This is a genomic window from Sulfitobacter guttiformis, from assembly GCF_003610455.1.
GTDB lineage: Bacteria > Pseudomonadota > Alphaproteobacteria > Rhodobacterales > Rhodobacteraceae > Sulfitobacter > Sulfitobacter guttiformis.
Window position 1 is genome coordinate 60651 of sequence record NZ_RAQK01000002.1, and the last position, 21232, is coordinate 81882.

The 21232-nt window shown below is 56.6% G+C and carries 20 protein-coding genes, 1 tRNA gene and 3 pseudogenes; 15 read left to right on the forward strand and 9 right to left on the reverse strand.

Annotated elements, in window-relative coordinates; translation table 11 throughout:
* Nucleotides 1-196 precede the first annotated feature (196 nt).
* The 11 genes and pseudogenes from C8N30_RS19965 to C8N30_RS19695 form a co-directional block, all read left to right on the forward strand.
* Nucleotides 197-2065: pseudogene (locus C8N30_RS19965) on the forward strand (heavy metal translocating P-type ATPase).
* A 13-nt stretch (nucleotides 2066-2078) separates the two neighbouring features.
* Nucleotides 2079-2500 (forward strand): annotated as a pseudogene (locus C8N30_RS12870) (MerR family DNA-binding protein); the annotation flags it as partial.
* Nucleotides 2501-2586: 86 nt separating this feature from the next.
* Entirely contained in the window at nucleotides 2587-3063 is a 477-nt protein-coding gene (locus C8N30_RS12875) for a DUF305 domain-containing protein (protein WP_025062376.1), read from the forward strand.
* An 11-nt stretch (nucleotides 3064-3074) separates the two neighbouring features.
* On the forward strand, nucleotides 3075-3833 hold the full coding sequence (locus C8N30_RS12880) for a glutaredoxin family protein (protein WP_025062375.1): 759 nt from the start codon (nucleotides 3075-3077) through the stop codon (nucleotides 3831-3833).
* Nucleotides 3834-4417: 584 nt separating this feature from the next.
* On the forward strand, nucleotides 4418-4660 hold the full coding sequence (locus C8N30_RS12885) for a hypothetical protein (protein WP_084273588.1): 243 nt from the start codon (nucleotides 4418-4420) through the stop codon (nucleotides 4658-4660).
* Complete coding sequence (locus C8N30_RS12890; RefSeq protein WP_025062374.1) at nucleotides 4660-6126, forward strand: TolC family protein; 1467 nt, start codon at nucleotides 4660-4662, stop codon at nucleotides 6124-6126. Before C8N30_RS12885 ends, C8N30_RS12890 begins: the two co-directional genes overlap by 1 nt.
* A gap of 13 nt (nucleotides 6127-6139) precedes the next feature.
* Nucleotides 6140-7498: a multicopper oxidase family protein gene (locus C8N30_RS12895; protein WP_120222898.1), complete on the forward strand. Its 1359-nt coding sequence runs from the start codon at nucleotides 6140-6142 to the stop codon at nucleotides 7496-7498.
* A gap of 45 nt (nucleotides 7499-7543) precedes the next feature.
* On the forward strand, nucleotides 7544-8341 hold the full coding sequence (locus C8N30_RS12900; protein WP_025062372.1) for a copper-binding protein: 798 nt from the start codon (nucleotides 7544-7546) through the stop codon (nucleotides 8339-8341).
* A gap of 143 nt (nucleotides 8342-8484) precedes the next feature.
* Nucleotides 8485-8625 carry a hypothetical protein gene (locus C8N30_RS19690; RefSeq protein ID WP_232222816.1) on the forward strand — a complete coding sequence of 47 codons (141 nt, stop codon included), beginning with the start codon at nucleotides 8485-8487 and terminating at the stop codon, nucleotides 8623-8625.
* 154 nt (nucleotides 8626-8779) lie between these two features.
* Nucleotides 8780-9103, forward strand: a complete 324-nt coding sequence (locus C8N30_RS12910) for an ABC transporter permease family protein (protein WP_025062371.1) — start codon at nucleotides 8780-8782, stop codon at nucleotides 9101-9103.
* Between the two features lie 116 nt (nucleotides 9104-9219).
* A pseudogene (locus tag C8N30_RS19695) lies at nucleotides 9220-10409 on the forward strand (DDE-type integrase/transposase/recombinase); the annotation flags it as partial.
* Nucleotides 10410-10784: 375 nt separating this feature from the next.
* Here C8N30_RS19695 and C8N30_RS12930 read toward each other — a convergent pair.
* Entirely contained in the window at nucleotides 10785-11264 is a 480-nt protein-coding gene (locus C8N30_RS12930; RefSeq protein ID WP_025062369.1) for a hypothetical protein, read from the reverse strand.
* A gap of 329 nt (nucleotides 11265-11593) precedes the next feature.
* Nucleotides 11594-11668 (reverse strand) — tRNA-Asn (locus C8N30_RS12935).
* A gap of 218 nt (nucleotides 11669-11886) precedes the next feature.
* On the opposite strand from C8N30_RS12935, the gene C8N30_RS12940 reads away from it, so the two are divergent.
* The gene (locus C8N30_RS12940; protein WP_147419705.1) at nucleotides 11887-12996 is read left to right on the forward strand and encodes a tyrosine-type recombinase/integrase; all 1110 of its coding nucleotides are present in this window, start codon (nucleotides 11887-11889) and stop codon (nucleotides 12994-12996) included.
* Nucleotides 12989-14149, forward strand: coding sequence for an AAA family ATPase (locus C8N30_RS12945; protein WP_051567161.1), 1161 nt, complete (start codon nucleotides 12989-12991; stop codon nucleotides 14147-14149). The genes C8N30_RS12940 and C8N30_RS12945 overlap by 8 nt, the downstream gene beginning before the upstream one ends.
* A gap of 8 nt (nucleotides 14150-14157) precedes the next feature.
* Here C8N30_RS12945 and C8N30_RS12950 read toward each other — a convergent pair whose 3' ends face one another.
* The 5 genes from C8N30_RS12950 to C8N30_RS12970 are packed head-to-tail and all read right to left on the reverse strand — an operon-like array spanning nucleotide 14158 to nucleotide 16052.
* Complete coding sequence (locus C8N30_RS12950) at nucleotides 14158-14526, reverse strand: hypothetical protein (RefSeq protein ID WP_025062365.1); 369 nt, start codon at nucleotides 14524-14526, stop codon at nucleotides 14158-14160.
* Nucleotides 14523-14780, reverse strand: a complete 258-nt coding sequence (locus C8N30_RS12955) for a hypothetical protein (protein WP_025062364.1) — start codon at nucleotides 14778-14780, stop codon at nucleotides 14523-14525. The genes C8N30_RS12950 and C8N30_RS12955 overlap by 4 nt, the downstream gene beginning before the upstream one ends.
* 14 nt (nucleotides 14781-14794) lie before the next feature.
* Nucleotides 14795-15106 (reverse strand): hypothetical protein, encoded by a 312-nt coding sequence (locus C8N30_RS12960; protein ID WP_025062363.1) that lies wholly within the window; start codon nucleotides 15104-15106, stop codon nucleotides 14795-14797.
* On the reverse strand, nucleotides 15093-15308 hold the full coding sequence (locus C8N30_RS12965) for a hypothetical protein (RefSeq protein WP_025062362.1): 216 nt from the start codon (nucleotides 15306-15308) through the stop codon (nucleotides 15093-15095). The genes C8N30_RS12960 and C8N30_RS12965 overlap by 14 nt, the downstream gene beginning before the upstream one ends.
* A 3-nt stretch (nucleotides 15309-15311) precedes the next feature.
* On the reverse strand, nucleotides 15312-16052 hold the full coding sequence (locus C8N30_RS12970) for an NlpC/P60 family protein (protein ID WP_051567156.1): 741 nt from the start codon (nucleotides 16050-16052) through the stop codon (nucleotides 15312-15314).
* A gap of 246 nt (nucleotides 16053-16298) precedes the next feature.
* Between C8N30_RS12970 and C8N30_RS12975 the strand changes: the two genes are divergently transcribed.
* Together C8N30_RS12975 and C8N30_RS12980 are read left to right on the forward strand one after the other, a co-directional pair.
* Entirely contained in the window at nucleotides 16299-16922 is a 624-nt protein-coding gene (locus C8N30_RS12975; RefSeq protein WP_025062360.1) for a hypothetical protein, read from the forward strand.
* Nucleotides 16923-16932: 10 nt separating this feature from the next.
* On the forward strand, nucleotides 16933-18531 hold the full coding sequence (locus tag C8N30_RS12980) for a phage/plasmid primase, P4 family (RefSeq protein ID WP_025062359.1): 1599 nt from the start codon (nucleotides 16933-16935) through the stop codon (nucleotides 18529-18531).
* A 295-nt stretch (nucleotides 18532-18826) separates the two neighbouring features.
* Here the strand turns inward: C8N30_RS12980 and C8N30_RS12985 are convergent, their stop codons facing one another.
* Nucleotides 18827-20032 (reverse strand): DNA cytosine methyltransferase, encoded by a 1206-nt coding sequence (locus tag C8N30_RS12985; protein ID WP_025062358.1) that lies wholly within the window; start codon nucleotides 20030-20032, stop codon nucleotides 18827-18829.
* The gene (locus tag C8N30_RS12990) at nucleotides 20032-21207 is read right to left on the reverse strand and encodes an HNH endonuclease (RefSeq protein ID WP_025062357.1); all 1176 of its coding nucleotides are present in this window, start codon (nucleotides 21205-21207) and stop codon (nucleotides 20032-20034) included. The genes C8N30_RS12985 and C8N30_RS12990 overlap by 1 nt, the downstream gene beginning before the upstream one ends.
* Nucleotides 21208-21232: the final 25 nt, after the last annotated feature.

Here is a 21232-nt window from a genome sequence, read left to right on the forward strand (position 1 = left end):
AAGCAGAAACCCGCCCCACAGACGGAGGAAGGCTTCGGGCATCATGCGCCGTGAGTGGTACCTCTCGACCCTGCACGAGATAGTCCAGCATGGACTGTGGCTATGACGGATGAGGCCACCCAATCGGTATTGCCCCTTAATCTTCCATTTGCTGGAAGCCCTATGTCATCGATGATACCAGATCAGAAATCTTGTTATGAGCAGCGAAAATTCAGTCACCTTTACCGTCCGCGAGATGAATTGTGGCTCTTGCGTAGGTCGTGTCGAGAAGACGCTTCTGGCTGTCCCGGGTGTGCAGAAGGCGACAGTCAACCTTGCCGCTGGGACTGCCACTGTGGTGGTCGCCGATTTAGATATGGGTTTGATCGCTACAGCACTTGATACCGCAGGGTATCAGGCGGAGCTGTAAACTTTCCTGTTTTGCGTTGAGAATATGTCCTGTGAGTCCTGTGTTGAGCGCGCCCTTGCAGGCGTTCCGCATGTGGTATCCGCATCTGTAAACCTGCCCCAGAAAGAAGCGACCGTTCAGGCAATTGGCATCTCGGCTGTGTCGATTGCGCAGGCGGCAACCGCTGCGGGGTATCCTGCGCGTGTAATCACGGATCAGGGCGGAGCCGGTGTTCCCACGTGCGCAAGGCGGCAGCAGCGGCACTTCTCAAAACCATGACGCTGGTTACGGCGCTTTTGACGATGCCTGTGTTCATTCTCGAAATGGGCAGTCACATGGTCCCCGCACTGCATCACTTGATCATGAATGCGCTGGGCATGGGGCTTAACTGGCGTATCCATTTTGTGCTGACCACTATCGTGCTGGCATGGCCCGAACATAATTTCTATTTCAAAGAATTTCCCGCATTGCTCAAAGGTGCGCCCGATGTGAATTCGCTGGTGGCTCTTGGATCCTCTGCGGCATAGGGATTTTCGAGTGTGGCATTGCTCGCGCCGCAGCTTTAGACAGCTGGCAAACGCGTTGTCTATTTCGAGGTAGCGTCGGTCATCGTCACCCTCATTTTGCTAGGACGGTTTTTTGAGGCGCGGGCGAAGGGGCAGGCGTGGTGGGCGACACGGTCAACGGAACCGGCGCGCTGGTTTTCCGCGCGACAGCCGTGGGCCGCGATACCGTGCTGGCGCAGATCATCCGCATGGTAGAAGAGGCGCAGGGGGCCAAGCTGCCCATTCAGGATCTCGTGAACTGCATCACGCTTTGGTTCGTGCCTGCGGTGATGGGCGTGGCGACAATGACGTTTCTGACATGGCTGCTGGTTGGCAGCAATCCCGCGCTCAGCTTTGCGCTGGTCGCGGCTGTTGTCGTACTGATCATAATGTGTCCTCGCGCGATGGGTTTTGCCGCGCCAATGTGATCATGGTGGGTACGGGGCGCGCGGCCGAACTGGGCGTGCTGTTCCGGCGCGCCGATGCGTTGCAGTCTTTGAGCAGCGTTCAAACGGTGGCTTTTGACAAGACCGGCACGCTGACAAAGGGCCGTCTGGAACTGACTGATCTAACAGTGACGGACGGATTCGAGGAAGCCGATGTTTTGCGGCTGGTAGCCTCAGTTGAGGCTACATCAGAGCATCCGATTGCGACGGCCGTTCTGCGGCGCGCTGAACAGTACGGGCTGTCCCTTGCACCCGTCGAGGCGTTCAACTCCGTCAAGGGCTACGGGGTCAGAGCCGTCATTGAGGGTCGCAAAGTCCTCGTTGGGGCCGACCGCTTCATGGCCCGCGAAGGCATCTCACTGGACGGTGTCAGAGACGCGATAAACGCTGCGCCCGCATTGACCCATGCGGATGTTGGCGTGGCGATCGACACCGGTACTAATTTTGCGATCGAGGCGGCAGATGTGGTGCTGATGTCCGGCGATCTCGAGGGCGTGGTGAACACGCTGCACATCATTAGGCGATCCATGCGCAATATTTGTCAAAACCTGTTCTGGGCGTTCGGGTATAATGCCCTTCTCATCCCCGTCGTTGCGGGTGTGTTTTGTTCACTGTTCGGGTCAATGTTGTCGCCTGCACTGGCGGACGGGGCGATGGCGATGTCGAGTGTATTTGTTCTCTCTTAGGGTCGGGCATCAGTTGCCGAGCACCGGAAATTCGTGCCAGCAGCAGCGGAATCGGAGACTACTTACGAACATCGGTGAAGTGTCCAAAAAGGCGGGATTGCCGCCCAAAACGATCCGCTAATAAGAGGAGATCGGCCTGATCAGGCCGCTGCGCGATCCCAATGGCTATCGGAGTTTCTGCGACAGTGACATGCAAAAGCTTGCGTTTCTGGGCCGCTCGCGCGTTTTGGGTTTCAACATTGGGGATTGCCGCAATCTGCTGGCGCTGTGGGATGATCGGGACCGTGCCAGTACCGATGTGCGCGCGATTGCCAAAGAGCATCTGCCCCGGATCGAGAGCAAGATTGCAGACTTCGCCGCCATTCGCGGCTGGCCCATCTGGTGCGGGAATGCACCGGTGACGGGCGGCCTGAGTGCCCGATCCTGAACAAACTCGAGAAATTCCTACTTAATTATGGAACCCTCCTGCGCTGGAACGGGGTTTTAACCACAGACACGCAATTTATCTGGAGGTTATTTTCATGTCCTATTGGCGCTTTTTCGCGATGATCATCACGTCGACAGTAGTGATGTTCGGCCTGATGTATCTAAACACCTACGCGCTGGATCACGTCTTTTTCAGTGAAACCCGCAGCTACATGGCACTTTATATGGGGGCTGTTATGGCGGGGATCATGCTGGCCTTCATGCTGGGCATGTATACCAACCGCAACGCCAATATCGCGATCTTCGCAGGCAGTGCGGTGGTATTCGCGCTTTCCCTATTTGGGGTGCGCAGTCAAACCACTGTCGATGACACCTCATGGATGCGCGCCATGATCCCGCATCATTCTATTGCGATCCTTACATCCGAGCGGGCAAATATCTCTGACCCGCGCGTGCGTGCGCTGGCCGATGACATCGTCGAGGCACAGCTACTGGAAATTGCAGAGATGAAGGCGCTGATCATCGATCTGGAAGGCGGGCCGACCGCAACACCCGAAATCGACGGCAAATGAAGGAGCTCGATATGGCCCAAGATCAAAACACGAAAACCGCAGAGCTTTACCGTATGGTCATGCCAGACCACACTTGCCCATACGGCCTAAAGTCAAAGGACTTGTTGGAGCGGCAGGGATATGAAGTCGAAGACCACCATCTGAGCACCCGCGAGCAAACCGAGGCGTTCATGGATAAGCATGGCGTTGAGACGACGCCGCAAACGTTCATCGACGGCGATAGGGTCGGGGGATACGACGATCTGCGCATCCACTTCGGCCTCGACAAGCCTAAGGGCGAGCAGTCCGATACCTCCTACCAACCGGTGATCGCGATCTTTGCGGTCGCGTTCCTGATGGCGCTCGGGCTGTCTTGGTATAGCTTTGCGAGCGTCTTCACGGTGCAGGCCTTCATCTGGTTCATCTCCATTTCGATGTGTATTCTGGCAGTGCAAAAGCTTCAGGACATCGAGGGCTTTTCCACGATGTTCCTGAACTACGACCTGCTCGCAAAACGCTGGGTGCCCTACGGCAAGGTCTATCCGTTCGGCGAGGCCTTTGCCGGGATCGCTATGACCGCAGGCGCGCTGCTGTGGATCGCTGCACCGGTGGCAATCACCATCGGCGGCATCGGGGCTGTATCGGTGATCAAGGCCGTCTACATCGACAAACGGGAACTGAAATGCGCCTGCGTAGGCGGTGATAGCAACGTGCCGCTGGGGTTCATTTCCTTGACAGAGAACCTGATGATGCTTGGCATGGGCTTCTGGATGCTGGTCAGAATGCTGTAGGTACAAATGGATAGCGTTGGCGTCGGCAAATGGGCGCCACCCTTCTATGAAAGTTGAAAACCTTCCAGCGCTGGACGGATTGACAGCTTCGAACAACTTGCCCACACGGGGGACATGACATTGAGAGGTTCCACAATTGCACTGCTGAAAACGTTCGCTTGTGCGGCGTTCGCTTTTGCATTGGTCCTTCTCCCACCAAGCGCTTCGCACGCGTCTTCGAACATGCACGACAGCCATCATACGGTATCTGACAGAGCCGATCACAGCGGTATGGATCATGGTGCGGCGGCTGTGACCCAACCAGAATGCGGCGCTTTAGCGAGTTCGGATGGCAAGGATCATGTAGGCGGTAAATGTTGCAGTGGTATTTGCAGCTCTGTTGTCCTTGGGGAGGCAGCCACTGTTTTTGCGAGGCAGTCCACAAGCGGCCGCTACCTGCCACTCAACCCACAAATGAACTCTGTCGAGCAGTCCGGCTTCTTGCGCCCTCCCCAATTCCTGATTTGATCCGGGGCTCCTAGCGGAGCTTTTCGTTTCGCGTGCCTGTGTACGCGGTTCTGAAGTCCATCATTCAGGCTTATCTTATGAGAATTCAAATAGTTATGGGGGCTTCGGTCCTCGCACTTGGCGCGTGTGCCCAAGATCTCGGGCCCGTGCCGTATACTCGGACGCCGTTGCCAGTTGTGACCGCCCAACAGGCAGTTACGAACACAGCAGTCGTATCACCCGTCAGATATCAGGACCCGCTTGCGGGGTATACCTATCGCGGCCCGACGGGCCCACGCGACTGGCGGACCGTCAATGAAGAACAATCGGAGGGTAACTGATGCGTATCTCGAAACTCCCGCTGATTGCGGGTTTCCCGCTGCTGCTTGGTGCTTGCGCTGTCGCAGTCCCGGGCGCCTATACAGAGCCAAAAGCAGGCTTTGCCAATGTGGCGAGCCAGATTACCCCTGCCATCGGAAAGCGAACCGTCTTTGCCGAGACCCAGGCTGAAAACGAAGCGCTCAAGAGCCAGGTGCATGGCATGGTGCATCGCAAGACGATTTCGGCGGATACTGCGGTGCAGGTGGCTTTACTGAACAACAAGGGCTTGCAGGCGTCTTATGCGAATGTCGGACTGTCCGCCGCTGATGCGTGGCAGCAATCCACACCGGTCAATCCGGTCGTTTCCATCGGCGTTTTGGGGATCGGTGCGCCAGAGCTGGGTGCGTACCGCGCCATAGAAGGGCTGATCCGCGCTAACATTCTGGATGCGACGACACGCAAGCAGCGCCGCGCGATTGCGGACGCGAGCTTTCGTCAGGCGCAATTGGCAGCCGTGAATGATACACTTTCGCTTGCAAATCAGACCCGTCAGGCTTGGATCGCAGCGGTGGCCGCATTTGAAGCTGTGGGCTACCTCAAGCGTGCAAAGGTCACATCAGACGCGGGGTCCGAACTGGCACGCAAGCTGGGGGAAACGGGTGCCCTGAACAAAGCCGGTCAGGCCCGCGAACAGGCGTTCAACGCAGAATTGGCGGGGCAATTGGCAAAGGCGCGGCTGAATGCAGAAAAATCCAAGGAAGATCTGACACGCCTCATGGGGCTTTGGGGCACGGATGTGGACTATTACGTCCCCGATGCGCTACCTGCTTTGCCGAAGTCCGTCGGCAGGATTGACAATATCGAGGCCAAAGCATTGCGCAACCGTGTAGATCTGCGCGTTGCAAAACTGGGGCTTGAGGCACAGGCAGCCGCCTTCGGTCTAACGGACCAGACCCGCATCGTTAGCGATCTTGAGATCGTCGCGGGGGCCGAGTTCGAGCGCGAAGCAGGCGAGGACGGGGACACCGAGAAAGTCCTCACTCCGCAAGTCGAACTGGAGTTCGCAATTCCGATTTACGACACGGGCAAAGCACGGATGCGCAAGGCAGAGCTGTCATATCTGCAAGCAGCAAACGTGCTGGCCGAAACGGCTGTGAATGTGCGCTCCGAGGCACGCGGTGCAGAGGCATCCTATCACGCGACCTATAAGATCGCGCGCCATTACAGGGATGTTCTCGTGCCCCTGCGCGAGACTGTCGAAGAAGAAGGGCTGCTGTCTTACAACGGCATGATCACCAACACATTCGAACTGCTGACAGATGTGCGCGAGAAGCTGAGCGCTTCTCTTGAGGCAGCAAATGCGAAAAGCGATTTCTACATGGCTCAGGCCGATCTGACAGCTGCCATTTATGGCGGTGGTGCTGGCGGCGGCGGTGCTGGTGGGACAGGCGCAACAGTTGCCGCTGGTGGCGGCGAACCTCACTGAAAAGGAAACTGATATGTTGAACAGACGTCAATTACTCGGAGCAGGTGCTGCTGGTGCAACGCTTGTTTCCTCGCAGGCCTGGGGCCAGACCTTGAACATGGGCCTGCCGGAGGCGGCCATGATGGACAGTGCCGCAACCGCGATCACGCCGCGCCCCTCATCGGGCGTGGACTATAATCCCGTAGTGACTCTGAATGGCTGGACCTTGCCGCACCGGATGAACAACGGGGTCAAGGAATTCCACCTTGTCGCCGAGCCGGTGGAGCGCGAGCTGGCCGATGGTATGATCGCCCATCTCTGGGGCTACAACGGCCAGTCAACTGGCCCCACGATCGAGGCCGTTGAAGGTGATCGCGTCCGCATCTATGTCACCAACAAGCTGCCGGAAAACACCTCCGTCCATTGGCATGGTCTGATCCTGCCCTCAGGCATGGACGGTGTGGTGGGCCTCAGCCATCCGGGGATCAAACCGGGCAAAACTTTTGTCTATGAGTTTGACCTGATCAAATCCGGCACGTTCATGTATCACCCTCATGCGGACGAGATGGTGCAGATGGCCATGGGGATGATGGGCATGTTTGTGGTCCACCCCAAGGACCCGACCTTCATGCCAGTCGATCGCGATTTCCTGATCATGCTTAATGCTTTCGACATTGATCCGGGCACTTATGTCCCGCGCATCATGACAATGTCTGACTTCAACCTGTGGACATGGAATAGCCGGATTTTCCCCGACATCGACCCGCTGGTCGTGAACCGCGGCGACAAGGTCCGCGTTCGTGTGGGCAACCTCACGATGACAAACCATCCGATCCACATGCACGGATATGATTTCAAAGTCACCTGCACCGACGGCGGTTGGGTGCCGGAATCCGCGCAATGGCCCGAGGTCAGCATCGACATCCCCGTGGGCGCGATGCGGGCCTATGAGTTCACCGCAGATCACTTGGGTGACTGGGCCATCCACTGCCATAAATCCCACCACACCATGAATGCGATGGGTCACGACGTGCCGACCTTTATCGGCGTCGATAAAAAACAGCTCACCCAGAAGATCCGGACCTTCCAGCCCGACTATATGCCCATGGGCACGGCCGGTATGGGCGACATGGGCAAGATGACCATGGAACTGCCTGATAACACGATCCCGATGATGAACGGCTGGGGACCGCACGGACCGATCGAGATGGGCGGTATGTTCTCTGTTGTGAAAGTCCGCGAAGGGATCGGCGCGGACGATTACGAGGATCCCGGCTGGCATGAAAACCCGCCCGGCGAGCAGGCTTATGAGTGGACCGGTGAGCTGCCCGAGTTCACCTCCAACACCAGCCCCAAGACCATTCTGACCCCTAAGCAGACGCAAAAGGGCTGAACCGGCCCTTTGTCCTAAACCTCAACAAAAATACAGGAAAAACAGATGAAAAACCTTCTTTTGACGACTGCGATCGCTCTTACCATTGCCATGCCTGCCTATGCTTCCGGCACTCATGACGGCGGCCATGGTGCGGCAAAGGCCGAAGCCCACGGTGCTGACGGCCACAGTGACAACCATGCAGACATGATGATGATCGGAATGCCCGGTGACGCTTCCAAGGTGGACCGGACAATCAATATAACTATGGTCGAGACCGACGATGGCAAGATGCTCCTTGAGGGTGACGAAATGACCTTCGAAAAGGGCGAAACCATTCGCTTTGTGATCGAGAACAAGGGTGAACAAGAGCATGAGTTCGTCCTTGATACGGTTGAGCGCAACGCTGACCACAAGATCGAGATGGCCAAGATGATGATGGAACATGACGATCCAAACCGCATCACTCTTGATGCCGGTGCTTCGGGCGAAGTGATCTGGACCTTCTCAAATGATGGCGCATTCGAGGCTGCGTGCCTCATGCCGGGGCACTACGAATCCGGTATGTATCGCGCGGTTGCTGTTGGCGAACACGCAATGAAGGCGGATATGAAAATGGCAGTAGCAGAAGTGCAGGTGGCGCAGGCTGATGTTGAATACACCAAAGGCAAGGTTACAAAAGTTGATGCAAAAGGCGGGAAGGTCACGATTGATCATGGCCCTCTCCTGAACCTTGATATGCCTGCTATGAAGATGGTGTTTCGCGCGGACGAGGCGATGATTTCCAAACTGTCCGAAGGGCAGGAGATCGAGTTTGTTGCCGAACCGGTCAAAGGCAAGCTGACTGTAACCCAGTTGAAATAGCGCGCTGGGGAGGCGGCCCATTCATCTTGTCGAACTTCTTTGGCGGCGGCGAGGATGACCTTGTGCAGGACGCCGAACTGGCAACTTGGCTGACCGAGGCAGACACGGCATGAGATCGCGACTTGCGTGCAGAAAACTACTCCATGGTTGTCAAGAAGATTGCCGAGGATGCCTATTGGATGCCGATGTACAACTTCAACATCAACTATGGCTTGTCCGACGACCTGAACTTCACCCCGCACCCGGATGAGTTCGCCCGTTGGTGGGCAACCAGCTGGAAATAAGCTGACCCTGCAAACGTAACGGGCCGGACGGTCCTATCCCTGCTGTCCGGCCCCAATATCGGAAAGACCAAAGCTCTCTTTCAGCTCTAAACGTCTGTTTGTTGCCCTCTTGGTCTGTTTGACTGTCTCTGCGCTGAGCTTTGGACTGACGTTCGTGTCGGGCGACCCTGCGATTGCCATCGCTTTGACTGGAAATCTGGGGCAGAGCATCTATTTTACCGTAGCGGTGACCGAGATCATCGGCAACCGTGCCGGCGTCACGCTGACGCTCGACTTCATCTCATTACTCGTCGCTTTGGTGATTGCCATATCTGGGCAGGCAACCCCGCGCTTCTGGTTGGGCCTGATGGCCATCGTCGTCTTTGGCGTCTGGTATGGCTGTGTCGCTATTTTGGGCGCGGACACATGGCAGGGTTACATCCTGCCCGTGATCGTGCCGAACTATTACGCCGTCCCCGAGCTTAAGCCCATTGTCTGACGTCAGCACCCGTGGGACGGATCTGAGGATTTGAATAGGGGAGGATTTCTGGTTCATCTTAACGATTAGGAGATCGAGATGACGAAGAAACCGCAGACATCGAAAGACGCCGCTGACAAGGGATCGCTGAAAGCTTGTATTACAGCTGGTCGAAAGAGTTTCTGGAGGCAGGCAAGCGCCGCCTGTCTTGAGACACTGTACCTCAGGCCACGTCGCCTGAGGTGAAGGATTTGCGTTCTGAGGCTTTGCCCCAGAAAGAATGCGTAGCCGACCTGACTCTAGAAAACCGTCTGCTCAAAAAAACATGACAGGGGCTGGGGGATACGAGGAATGAAATATTCTGCACCTGAGAAACTTGAGATCATCGGCATCGTTGAGGGATTGCCTTTGCGAGTCAAGCAGACCTTCGACATGCTGGGCATTCCACGCAGCACTTTTTACCGATGGTATGACCTCTATGTCGAAGGTGGGCTTGATGCGCTGGTTGAAAACTCGCCGCGCCCAAAGTCTATTTGGAACCGTATCCCAGACGTCTGACGTGATGATTTGATCAAGTTTGCGCTGGAACACGAGGCGCTGTCGACACGGGCGCTTGCCGTCAAATATACGGATGAGAAGCGCTGTTTTGTCTCTGCACCATCGGCTTATCGTATTCTAAAAGCGGCCGCCGAGTTCACGGACAAGACCACCGCTATCAACAAGATTTGGCAGACTGACTTCACTTACTTCAAGATCATTGGCTGGGGCTGGTATTATCTGAGCACGATCATGGACGACTACAGCCGCTACATCATCGTATGGAAGCTTTGCACCAACATGCGGGTTGAAGACGTAACAGACACAATCGAACCGGCGTGACGGCATCGGGGTGCGACCAAGCCACCGTGCGTCACAAGCCACGCCTGCTCAGCCCCTCTCGGGATCATGCTTTGCATGACCCTGCCGGGCAGTGGACAACGGCTCCTGCTACATCTCCGGCGTTTTGGCTGATTAGCTGGAAGGCCAGAAAATGAAGCATATCCGGCACCGTTCCACCCGCAGACCCAAGGCAAGATCGAACGGTGGCATCAGACCATGAAGAACAGGGTTCTTCTGGACAACTACTATCTACCCGGTGATCTCGAAGGCCAAATCGAGGCCTCGTAGATTACTACAGCAACCAGCGTTACCACGAGAGCCTGAACAACGTCACACCCGCAGACGTCTACTTCGGACACGACAAAGCCATTCCCCAGGGAAGGGGCAAAAGATCCAGAAACAGACAATCCAACAACGTCGCTTGAAACATCAAAAACAAGCAGCATAATTAATCACACATACGATCCAGAGCCTCTAATGCTCAAGCCGCTCTGATGTCCCATTTTATATGACGACGGACATTCCCCAATATATCATTTATAAGTCGGGGGGTTGAGCGGATCTTGCCCGCTTCTTTCAAGAATGCGCAGCTTTACCTTGGTCTTCAAAGACGTAGGCGCCGGATCTATGGATGCCATGAGACTTTTCATCGAACCAGTCATCCCAATTTTCAAGAATAGTGGGATCTGATCCATCCTGAGGTCGTGCTGAGGCATCATGCGCGGCGTTCACAGTAACAGTTAGACTTTCATCCGCATGAAAGACATTATCCGGCTGGACTTCGCTTGCTTCAGCGATGGAAACCGTTTCTTCGTTGGAGGCTTTATCTATAGGTCCTTCGGGAGTGTTTTCTTTTAGCTGGGGGGGCTATGGGCGGTTGGGGAGCTGGTGCCGTAGATAGTGATACTTCCGGGGTCGGGTAGGAAGCCTGGTTTTCCAGTAGTGCCGCCGACAGGTAAGGTTGGTTCTCTGTAAAAATTGCTTTGGCTCGGCGTACTTTTTCTTCGCTTAGCTCAATTATCAACCGGATCATTTTCCCTGTCAGGAGCGCAAAATCGTCTTCAGCTTCGTTGAGCGCAATGCCAAGTCGGTCAGCGGTATCGCGGATCGGGGTGAGCGTAGGGGTCATGTCACACAGGAAAATGGAATCGCGCAATGACGCGCGGGCAGCAGCCTCAATAGTCAAAGCGACTTCTGCCGCTTCGCGGGTCCTGGGTCCGGTTCTTGCGCGCAGCTGATCTGCGGCCTCAATATCGAGGCGCGCGTAGTTGATCAGGATCTGGGTCATCACTTCCGGCGGCATGTCTGTCTCTGCGTTGAAGCAGATATCGCTGATCGCGGTAATACGACGGGCGACATCTGCGGCTTCGCGAAAGAGGTATGTCTGCAGCGAGAAACAAAAAAATGTTGGTTTGAAGCGTTTGACTTCGCGCGTGGGAACGCGCCTGCGCCAGTAGTACGAAGTTGGTCTGAGTTCGAGATAGGTTTAGCTGACAGCCATCTTCGGGCCTCCTTGGGATGGAGGTGCCGCGCGACAGGGCCGGGGTTTGTGCAAGGCTTTGTGCAAAATCCCGGGCGCCTTCACCGAAGGGCCCGGATTTATTTTGCCAATTCAATACGATGTGAGAGAAGTGGCTCCGACGGTAGGGATCGAACCTACGACCAATTGATTAACAGTCAACTGCTCTACCGCTGAGCTACGTCGGAACGGTGTGGCTCTTCTTCCATGTATATCTTTTATGGACTTGTTCTCAAGGACTTGTATGGGCGACTGGGTGAAGGTGGCTTTTCGGGCTGGTATCGGGACTGTTACCCGGACTAGATAAAGGCGTTACCCGTGGCGTTACCCCGGAGGAATTGTGGCAAAGGTTTCGGAAAAATTCATAGAAAGGTTGCGGCCGACAGTGGCACGTCAGGAGATCCCCGTGGAGGGATCTGCGGGCTTGTATCTGATAGTTCAGCCGTCTGGTGCGATGGGTTGGGCGGTTCGGTATCGGTTCGATGGCCGCCCCCGGAAAATGGTGATCGGTAAATATCCCCGTGTTTCGATACCTGATGCGCGGGCACGGGCGGCCGAGGTCATGGCGGAAGTGGCGCGCGGGATGGATGTTGCGGCGGTCAGGCTCGAGGAAACCTCACCGTCCCCCGCCTTCGTGACGGTCCGGATGGTCTTCGGAGAATATGGAAAGCGGAAACTGGATCATATGAAATCCGGCGCCGTAACGCGTCGGGAGATGGATCGGCATGTGGTGGCCCCGTGGGGCGATCGGGACATCAAGACAATCACGCGGCGCGATGTGATCCACCTCATTGACGAAATAGCGGAGGGCGGAAAAATACCGACCGCCAACCGGACGAGGGCCTATCTGTCGGCCATGATGGGCTGGGCGGCGGATCGTGAATACATCGACGCCAACCCGGCGGCGCGCATGAAGGCATACGGGAAAGAGCATGCACGTGACCGCGTCATGACGGATGATGAGCTGCGGTCCTTCATGACGGCCTGCGGCAAGATCAAAGGGGTGTGGGGCGACCTCGGTATGGTTTTACTCCTGACCGGCCAACGATTGAATGAGATCGCACGAATGACGACGGACGAGGTGATGGGCCAAACCCTCCACCTGCCGACAGACAGGACGAAAAACGGGCGGGCCCATGATGTTCCACTATCTGCGCCCGTGATCTCCATTCTGGAAAAACGGAAAGACCTGATCCCGGAAAATGAGACGCCCGGATACTATTTTCGAAGTGCCGCGGGGACCCCGGTTTCTGGCTTCTCGACGGCACGGATGGCGATCGACGGCCTGATGGGTCGCGATATCCCGAGATGGACATTCCACGATTTGCGCCGGACCGTGGCCACGAGGATGGAGGGCATGGGGATCCCCATCAGCGTGACGGAGGCGGTCCTGAATCACGTTTCCGGATCTAAGTCCGGCATCGTCGGTATCTATCAGCGGCACAAATATGTGACCGAAAAACGGGATGCACTGGACAGATGGGCGGATGAACTCGAAAGGATACGGGATGCGTAGACGGTATAAAATGTTCGGCGTCAGGGTTCCGAAGATGGACGGCGTGGAGCTGGGCGAACGGTTGTGCGCCCGCCGCCTCGAGCGGATCCGGTCAGAGTTGGCGGACGGTCACCCCGTTGCCGAATGGCTGCACGCCGCGACCGCAAAATGGCTTTTTGGTCGCACCGGGGAGGGAGACACCATATCCGCGATGCTGGATCAGCCGACCGAGGAAGACTATCCGCACTACCCATCCCGCCTCTCGAGCGCGGAGAGAGACCGGATCAAGGCCTGGGCCAAGCGATGGTCTCGCAGGTCCGGCGCCGGGGTCTACCTGTCGGCAAAAATCCCCAAGGATGAGCGCGACGAGGTCGCAACGGCGGCATCCGGCATGTGCGCCGTGCATCATAGCGAGGGGCGGATCGATGAGATCTTTTCAGATGTGCATCACCGGTTCCCTTGGCTTTCGCATTTGACTGAAACGGCGTGGCGTCAGGCGGTGCGTCGTTCGAGGTCGGGCCTTCCGGCCGGTATCGGGGCTATGGTGGTCGTTGGGCCTCCCGGGACCGGCAAAAGCTCCTGGGCCCGGGCTGTCGGGGATGGTCTGGGCGTTCCCTCCGTATGCGTAGACGCGGGGGCGACGGGCGGCGTTCATGAGATCCAGGGCGTGGCCCGGGGTTGGGGGTCTGCGGACCGGGGCCGCATCGTCGCAACCGCCCTATCATCGCGCACCGCGAACCCCGTCGTGATCATCGACGAGCTGGACGTCGGAAGCCGGACTGTCGGGAGCACCCGGGGGAGCCTGCCGGGGCTGCATGCGGCAATGCTGGGCATGATAGAGCCCTCGACCGCGCGCGCCTGGGTGTGCCCATACTACCAGGTGCCCGTGGATCTCCGGAACGTGTCATGGATATGCACGAGCAACAGCCTGAACGGCATCGCCAGGCCTCTTCTTGACCGGATGACGATCGTCCGGATCGGGCACCTGTCACGCGATCAGATACTCGCCTTTGCGAGTCGTGAAGCGGATGACCGGTTCGGGCCTGACTTTGCATACGAGGTCGTGGACCGCATGAGGCGCGACATGAAGACCGGGGCGAATTGGTCGTTGCGCGATGTGGGGAAGATGATGGACGGCCTATCTGAAGCGATGAGCCGGCCCATACTTCACTGATTTGGAGGCTATCTGCAGGACCTTGGAAAGAGGACCCCCATTAATGAAGTCTTTCGCCCTATCGTATCTTGATAAGCAAGGTCCGCATTGAGGATCGAAGAAAGCTCGGATTTCGCCATCACGTTCAGGATATCATCCATATCCTCACAGTAACTTCCAAAAGGATTCATATCTTGACTGAGGACGGGGCCTTCATCGCAATTTATAAGGTAATCGTATACCTTTTTCGCATGTGAAACGGCAGCGGCAATCGCTTCCTTCGTGGTAAAGGTCCCCTTAATACCAGAATCCATCAATGGTCCGGCGGGCGAGTCGAACATGTATGAGATGATGCCATCCCGGACGCTCTGCCGCAGTAACTGAATGTCATGTGTCATTTTTCTTCTCCGTTTGGTTTGTTGTAAATCTTCAGGGCGTCGGAACAGACCGTCCAGCCGTTGATCGCCTCGGCGCGGCTTCGCGCAAGATCCCGGTATGTTGATGTATCGGTCAGGCGCGCACGATCATCAGGATCAGGGCATGTGATCGCCATGCGCGGCACTTCGACCACTTCAGGCGCGCTCGCGGGCGCGCACGCGGAAATAACGAGGGACGAGATAACGCACATCATAGCCTTGATACTGGTCCTCATGTCGTCCTCCTGTGTCAGTCGATCAGATCAAGCGGGATCCGGGTGTCGAGGCAGGCGCCCTGGGCGGACGCGATGCGCTCCAGCGTGGTGCGGTAGGCGGCGGCTGCGGCGTCCCGGGACCGGATCAGCTCCTCGGCGTCCTGGACGGCGCGCTCGGCGGCGGCCTTGTAGGTCTCGGCGGCTTTGGTCGCGGTGCGCAGGTCATCACGGACGTCGACGAGGTCAGACCGCAGATGCTGGATCGTGAAAAACGCGCCGACGGCGGCGGCCAGAAGGGCGGCCGAGATCATCGCCTTCGGCTTCAGAAAAAGGTCAAGCATTTTCATCACCAGCCTTCAGCTTCGCGCGATAATCGAGGAAGCCGACGCCCATGTAGCAGGACAAAATGAAGCCGATGAGGGCCAGACATCCACGCACGATCTCGTCGCTCCCGGTCCGCCAGACGACAAACGCGATGACGGCCCATGCCGCCAGGCAGTTGGCGACGGCCATCTTTTTGGAAAATCCGCGTGATGCCTTTTCACTCATGCTTTATGCCTCGTTCGTCAGGACGCTGCCCGTCGATGTGATAATCGGCAGCGTTGCGAGACCGACTGCGTCAGGCTGCGGGGCGCCTTCGGGCCAGTGATACTGTGCATCCCTCTGATAGGCGTCGTAGGGGTTGATCGAGACGCTGTTGCCCTGGTTGCCGCCCAAACCCATGATGCGCCCGCGCCTGTCGCGGCCCGCCACGATGGTCATGTGACCGCTCCCGGGACTGCCTGGGCGCGTCATCGACATGACCGCGCCAAGAGCCGGGCCATCCAGCCGTTTTCCGTATCCGTTCCACCGCCACCCAAGGGCGGCAGCACGGTTTTTTGAGACGATGGGCAGGCCGGATTGGTGGATCATCGCGTTGACGAAACCGGCGCACCACGGCGTCTCATCGTCCCGAAAATGAAGGCCCAAGGCCTCCCACCATGATACGATTTTCGCATTGTGACGGGGGCCGGGGATCTCGCGGAGGCCCAGGTAAGAGGTCGCCAGACGCAGCCATGTCGGCATCTCGATGTTCGCTCCAACAGCGCCCGTGAAAATGTTTGCGGGGACGGGTTTGATGCCCTCACGCAGGGCCGCCATGGTGACGGGGCCGACATAATCGCGGGCAAGCAGGCCTCGTGACCGCTTGAAAGCAATTGTCGCTTCTGCCGTCAGGGGACCGTGGATGCCGTCGATCCGGCCAGCATAAAATCCGTATTTTTTGAGGAGTGTCTGGCGTTCGGTGATGGTCATTTGATGGCCCTTTTGAATTCAGGGCATCTTATCAGGCTATTTTTTTTGCCACCGCGTAGGTAGTCCGAACTAAAATAGGAAATATCCGATTTTTGCACAAATGGCTTATTTACAGATGTTTATACACATAACCTAATGTGATTTCGCGTTGTTTTCGCCCCTATTTCCGGTTTGTTCGCCAGCCGTTTGAGAGGCTTTCTTTCGGGTCTGAAATGATCATCCAAAGCAGATTTTGGATGGTGTCAGATGCGCGATTTTGTAGATTTCCTCAGGGCTCCGGATTTCGTCCGTGATCCGTCGGTTGACGGCATTTACTACGATCTGGACGCCATAACCCACCGCGTTGATGAGGCCTGCACCCTTCGGGATGCTTTCCGCTACCGTCAGACAAGCAGGCTCACGATAGATCACCTGCAAGATATCTGCATCGGTATCGGCTTCACTTCCTCGATGGCCGGATACATGCGCCAGGGAGAACCTTGGCGTTACGCGGGGGCCAGACCCGGCAGCAACGAGGCCCGGTCAATGACATTCAAGATGGACCGACTCCGCTTCGCGATCATCGAAAAACTGCCCAGCATTTCAAGCCTAAATACCGCGCATGTATCCGATGAGACCAGACAAGCGTTTGCTCTCATGGCCCTCTCGCTCAACGCCATCGCAGACCACGAAACCCTCAACATGATGATCCGGATGGCGGGCCTATGGCCTGAAACACAGGATCCGCAGGGAGACGCCCAGCTCGAGTGCGAGGAAGCATTCGCTGACGATCGACCCGCCCAGCCAAACCGCGCCGCAGATGCCCCCGGGGAGCACCATGCACAAAAATGCGGTCTCAAGAAGACATCCCCGTTTCCTCTTGCACAATGAAAGCCAAAAAATGACAAAGATTATCCGAGATAGCAGTATCCTCGACGAACTTGAAGCGTTCGATGCTACGCTGCAGCACTACGATGACGAAAAGCCGGTTGTCCGGCCGGTTCCGACACTCGTGACGCCTTACGATATCATCGACCAGGAAGACGCAGACGAAGAAAGTGGCGCATTGAGCCCGTTTTCGCAGGATGCCCTCGCATGTGCCCTGGGTCGCTCCGGATGGGACACGAATGCCAAATATGTGGATGAATGGGGCCGCTGGTGCCAGTGGAACGGATCTCACTGGGAGGTCGACAAGAAGATGGTGTCATTCACCCTGATCCGGAAGTTCCTGCGCGCCGAGGTCGTCCGGCTGGTCACCGAGGCGCAGGTTTCCAGGGATATGGCCGTTGTATCCGGTCTGGGTGAGGATGAAATCAAGTCCCGCGAAAAGCTGGTCACTGCGGCAATTAGGAACGGCAAGGATACCCTTCAGAAAAACGGTATCGCTGCGGTGGAGTCGCTTTCGCGTTCGAACGTCGCCAGCGCGGCCCTGGTCGAGGATTTCGACGGTGATCTCATGCTGTTGGGGACGCCGGGCGGGACCGTCGACCTGAAGACCGGAATTTTGCGCCCCGGTGAACGCGAAGATATGATCACGAAGATGACCAGGGTGACCCCGGCAGGACCCGGTGCAAAACCGGAAAAATTCCTGAAATTCTTGCACACCATCCTTGATGGCGATGAGGAGGTAATTGGCTTCATCAAGCGGTATTTCGGATACGCCCTGACGGGGTCTGTCGAGGAGCACAAGGTCGCTTTTTTCTATGGCGAGGGCCGCAACGGCAAGGGGGTGCTCATGAACACCGTGTATGAGCTTCTCGGGGACTATGCGCGCAGGTCGCCTGTCGAGACCTTCCTGAAGAAGGTCAGCAGCCACCCCACGGACATCGCAGGCCTTGCGGGGGCGCGGTTCGTCGTCGGGAGCGAGGTCCCGGCAGGAACCACGTGGAACGAAGCCCAGATCAAGGACATGACCGGTGGGGACATCCTGACCGCGCGCCTCATGAGGCAGGACTATTTCGACTTCATGCCGCAGTTCACCCTGTTCTTGCATGGCAACGACCAGCCCGCCTTCCGGAGCGTGGGCACCTCGATCCGGGAACGGATGGTGCTCGTGCCGTTTTCCCGGACGTTCACGGAGGACGAAAGGAACACCAAGCTTCAGCGCGAGATGATCGACGAGGAGGGACCGGAAATCCTGCGCTGGATGATCGAGGGTGCGGTCGAATGGGCGAGGCGCGCGGAGGACGGGAAGAGCGGTCTGGGCGTGCCTGATATCCTGAAAAAGGCCTCGAAAGAATACTTCGATCGCGAGGATGAGATCGGCGAATTCATCAACGACGAGATGATCTTGGATGCCAGCGAGTTCATCTCTGGATCCGACATTTTCGCGAAATTCCAGTCATGGAATGACCAGCGGGGAGGAGAGCGCAGGTCCCAGCGTGAGATCATGAAGGAGCTGCGTAAACGCGGCCTCAAGGATGCCCGTAGCGGCACGGAGAGGGGCCTCAAGGGCCTTCGTGCCATTACCGGTCAGGATCGGGCTGATATGGTCGGATGATCAACTTTAGGTAGGGTGTATGCACCCTCAATTGAGACAAGGCCCCCGCGAAGCAGGGGCCTTTTTTATTGACTGGAGAAGACTTGGTGGGGCGGACTGGGGAAGGTTTTGTGACAGTTATGACAGTTTTTTCTATATCAGCCGTATACAGTATTTTTCTGTTTTTTCTCCTCCCGCGCGTATACGGTCTATATAGGATTTTTTGTCATTTCTGTCATTTTGTCACGATCCCTTCTTTTCTGCCCTTTTCCAAGTCCCTTCCACCGAGTCTTTCTTCCAAGTCCAGAAGCGATCATCAAAAATATGCTTTCGATATTTGCGCCGCCAGCGTTGCCGCCAATACCACAGGCACGGCATTCCCGACCTGCGTAAATTGCCTCGCAGTTGGGCCAACGAACCGGTAGTCATCCGGGAAGGTTTGCAATCTCGCGCACTCCCTGACGCTCAGGGTTCTGGGTATTTCCGGATGTAGGTGCGACCTACCACCACCGTTTGTGCCCCCCGCGATGACCGTCTTGGACGGTCGTGTTGGTGTAAGTCGATCAACCCGCCCCAGCTTGTCGCGCTTTCCATAATCCAGAACACGATACCGCTCCACAGAACCGACCCCGTGGCGGCGTGTCTCGTGGTTCAGGGCGTCGTCCCCCGGCAAGATATCGAGAACGGCACCACAGCCCACGTGATCGCGTTTAAGGGGCATTTCAAAGCATCCCTGCACCCGGGCGCCAACGACAAACATCCGCTGCCTGAATTGAGGCACCCCGTAATCGGCGGCGTTCCACACCTCTGGCTCTTCCACATTATATCCGGCATGGGTCAAAATCTTGATGGCCTCACCAAGCTGCTCGCCACCATCAAGATCACGGAGACCGGGGACGTTCTCAATCACGAATGAGGCCGGACGAAAATGGACAATCAACTTCACGAAGTCGAAAAGCAGGTTTCCATTTTTCTCATGCGAAAACCCGACCCGTTTGAAATTCTCACCGGAACGGGAAAACCTCTGGTTCGCAGCGATCGAAAAGGGCTGGCAGGGCGGGCCGCCCACGAAGACCCCCTCGAAGGGGGTGTCAATGATCGGCGTTAACTGCTCGATGATCTCGTCAGTTTTGGAAACATCGCCGTTGTAATGGGGCGGGCCAAACACCTTCCATTTTGGACGATTGACACGCAGGGTCTTACAGAAAATCTCGTTGAACTCGAAGGCGGCCTTGTGATCAAATCCGAGGGCCTCAAATCCAAGATCCATCCCTCCGCAGCCGGTGAAGAATGATACGATCGGCACCCCTTTGGCGGTCTTTTTGAAGCTGTTTAGTGCAGGCGGCTTTCCACCTGTCCAAGCAAGCGCACGGCTTTTTGCATACACCAGATCGTCAATCTTCCCGCCGACACCCTCCATGACGTTGCAGATATCAACCCCGGCATCCGCGCCCCTGATTAGGTCTGATTGTGCATCATACAGCTTTTCGGGACTAACAAATGTGGGGTTGTTCATAAGCATCAGGGTATCGCCTTAAATTCTACTTTGGCCTTATCGTAGACCATCTTTGCTTGGTCGGCATCCAGAAAGTCCTTCTGAGAAGAGGCCTTCAGCCATTGGTCATAATATCTGTGAACGCCGCGGTGACACGTTGGGCAGACCGCAACGAGATCATCAAGCATGGTTCCTGTCTTCGAGGTCCGTGCCCCTGAGCATAATGGTAACAAATGGTGAACATCAAGTATCCTCTCAACCCACGGATAAGAGGTGCTGGTGTCCGTGTCGCAAAAATCGCAGATGGCAGAGGGGTAGGCCTTGAAGAATTCCGACCGGATCTTTCCGTTCCGCTCGATCACCAGATGGGTCTTTCTGGTCTTTCTTCCTTCGGCGAAAGTCGTATCTCCGGAGAAGCCGGACTCCTCTATATCGCTCACTGCGGTGTCAGCGTAGTCGAGCTGCAGGCGGTCAATCTCCGCCTCGAAAAGGTCTGTTATTCTAAAGATTTCCGCATCACCGGATGCCAGAGGATCGCCGCCAACCGGTTCCAGCTGCTGAAATATTTCGAGGGCATCATCCTGTGACAGGGATACCGTGATGTTGCGGCTCTTCAGGGACAAATATGATATCTGGGCTATGACCTGAATGCTCTCGGCAGCCTGCCTATCGACAGTTGCGAGCGTGTGGCCCGCAGTGGCCAATGGCGCGAAGTCCATCTGACCCTCATCTCCGACGAAGCCCGAGGCCGCATAGGCGGCGATCACATCGTTAATGCCGGTCGTGAATATCCCGATGCTTGCTCTCGCCAACAGAAATTTCAGAGTGAACAGCAACGGTCTGCGTATTTCTGCGGTATGATCCCAGGCCTGAAGAGCGGGAGATGGGTCCGTTGTAACCTCGGCCAGAAAGTGAAAATACTCATCCGTGGTGATGCTGCCGTCCGCTGCCAGGAGCGTGGCCAGCTTCGTCGGTTGCGAACCGGGCCCATCCGATGCGGCGAGAAGCGCAAGCTTAAAAGTGCGGCCGTAATTCCGCCACGGCTTATAATTCGGGTTGTCCGGCAGGAACGGCAATCCGGTGTCGGCGACAAGAGCGGCGCGGTCCGTTAAACGGAGATCATTCTTCATCGAGAACCGGGCGATTTTCTTTAGATTGTCAAATTGGAAATAATCCAATCTTCCCTGATCCCAGTTCCACATATTGATGCCGCCCCAAAATTTACTA

What these genes read in the sequence shown, in the direction of transcription:
- C8N30_RS12880 (WP_025062375.1), top strand. Translation starts at nt 3,075, where the DNA reads ATGGCCCAAGATCAAAACACGAAAACCGCAGAGCTTTACCGTATGGTC.
- C8N30_RS12960 (WP_025062363.1), bottom strand. Translation starts at nt 15,106, where the DNA reads ATGAAAATGCTTGACCTTTTTCTGAAGCCGAAGGCGATGATCTCGGCC.
- C8N30_RS19690 (WP_232222816.1), top strand. Translation starts at nt 8,485, where the DNA reads ATGGTTGTCAAGAAGATTGCCGAGGATGCCTATTGGATGCCGATGTAC.
- C8N30_RS12950 (WP_025062365.1), bottom strand. Translation starts at nt 14,526, where the DNA reads ATGACACATGACATTCAGTTACTGCGGCAGAGCGTCCGGGATGGCATC.
- C8N30_RS12885 (WP_084273588.1), top strand. Translation starts at nt 4,418, where the DNA reads ATGAGAATTCAAATAGTTATGGGGGCTTCGGTCCTCGCACTTGGCGCG.
- C8N30_RS12980 (WP_025062359.1), top strand. Translation starts at nt 16,933, where the DNA reads ATGACAAAGATTATCCGAGATAGCAGTATCCTCGACGAACTTGAAGCG.
- C8N30_RS12955 (WP_025062364.1), bottom strand. Translation starts at nt 14,780, where the DNA reads ATGAGGACCAGTATCAAGGCTATGATGTGCGTTATCTCGTCCCTCGTT.
- C8N30_RS12970 (WP_051567156.1), bottom strand. Translation starts at nt 16,052, where the DNA reads ATGACCATCACCGAACGCCAGACACTCCTCAAAAAATACGGATTTTAT.
- C8N30_RS12895 (WP_120222898.1), top strand. Translation starts at nt 6,140, where the DNA reads ATGTTGAACAGACGTCAATTACTCGGAGCAGGTGCTGCTGGTGCAACG.
- C8N30_RS12990 (WP_025062357.1), bottom strand. Translation starts at nt 21,207, where the DNA reads ATGTGGAACTGGGATCAGGGAAGATTGGATTATTTCCAATTTGACAAT.
- C8N30_RS12985 (WP_025062358.1), bottom strand. Translation starts at nt 20,032, where the DNA reads ATGCTTATGAACAACCCCACATTTGTTAGTCCCGAAAAGCTGTATGAT.
- C8N30_RS12965 (WP_025062362.1), bottom strand. Translation starts at nt 15,308, where the DNA reads ATGAGTGAAAAGGCATCACGCGGATTTTCCAAAAAGATGGCCGTCGCC.
- C8N30_RS12930 (WP_025062369.1), bottom strand. Translation starts at nt 11,264, where the DNA reads ATGCCGCCGGAAGTGATGACCCAGATCCTGATCAACTACGCGCGCCTC.
- C8N30_RS12900 (WP_025062372.1), top strand. Translation starts at nt 7,544, where the DNA reads ATGAAAAACCTTCTTTTGACGACTGCGATCGCTCTTACCATTGCCATG.
- C8N30_RS12875 (WP_025062376.1), top strand. Translation starts at nt 2,587, where the DNA reads ATGTCCTATTGGCGCTTTTTCGCGATGATCATCACGTCGACAGTAGTG.
- C8N30_RS12945 (WP_051567161.1), top strand. Translation starts at nt 12,989, where the DNA reads ATGCGTAGACGGTATAAAATGTTCGGCGTCAGGGTTCCGAAGATGGAC.
- C8N30_RS12890 (WP_025062374.1), top strand. Translation starts at nt 4,660, where the DNA reads ATGCGTATCTCGAAACTCCCGCTGATTGCGGGTTTCCCGCTGCTGCTT.
- C8N30_RS12975 (WP_025062360.1), top strand. Translation starts at nt 16,299, where the DNA reads ATGCGCGATTTTGTAGATTTCCTCAGGGCTCCGGATTTCGTCCGTGAT.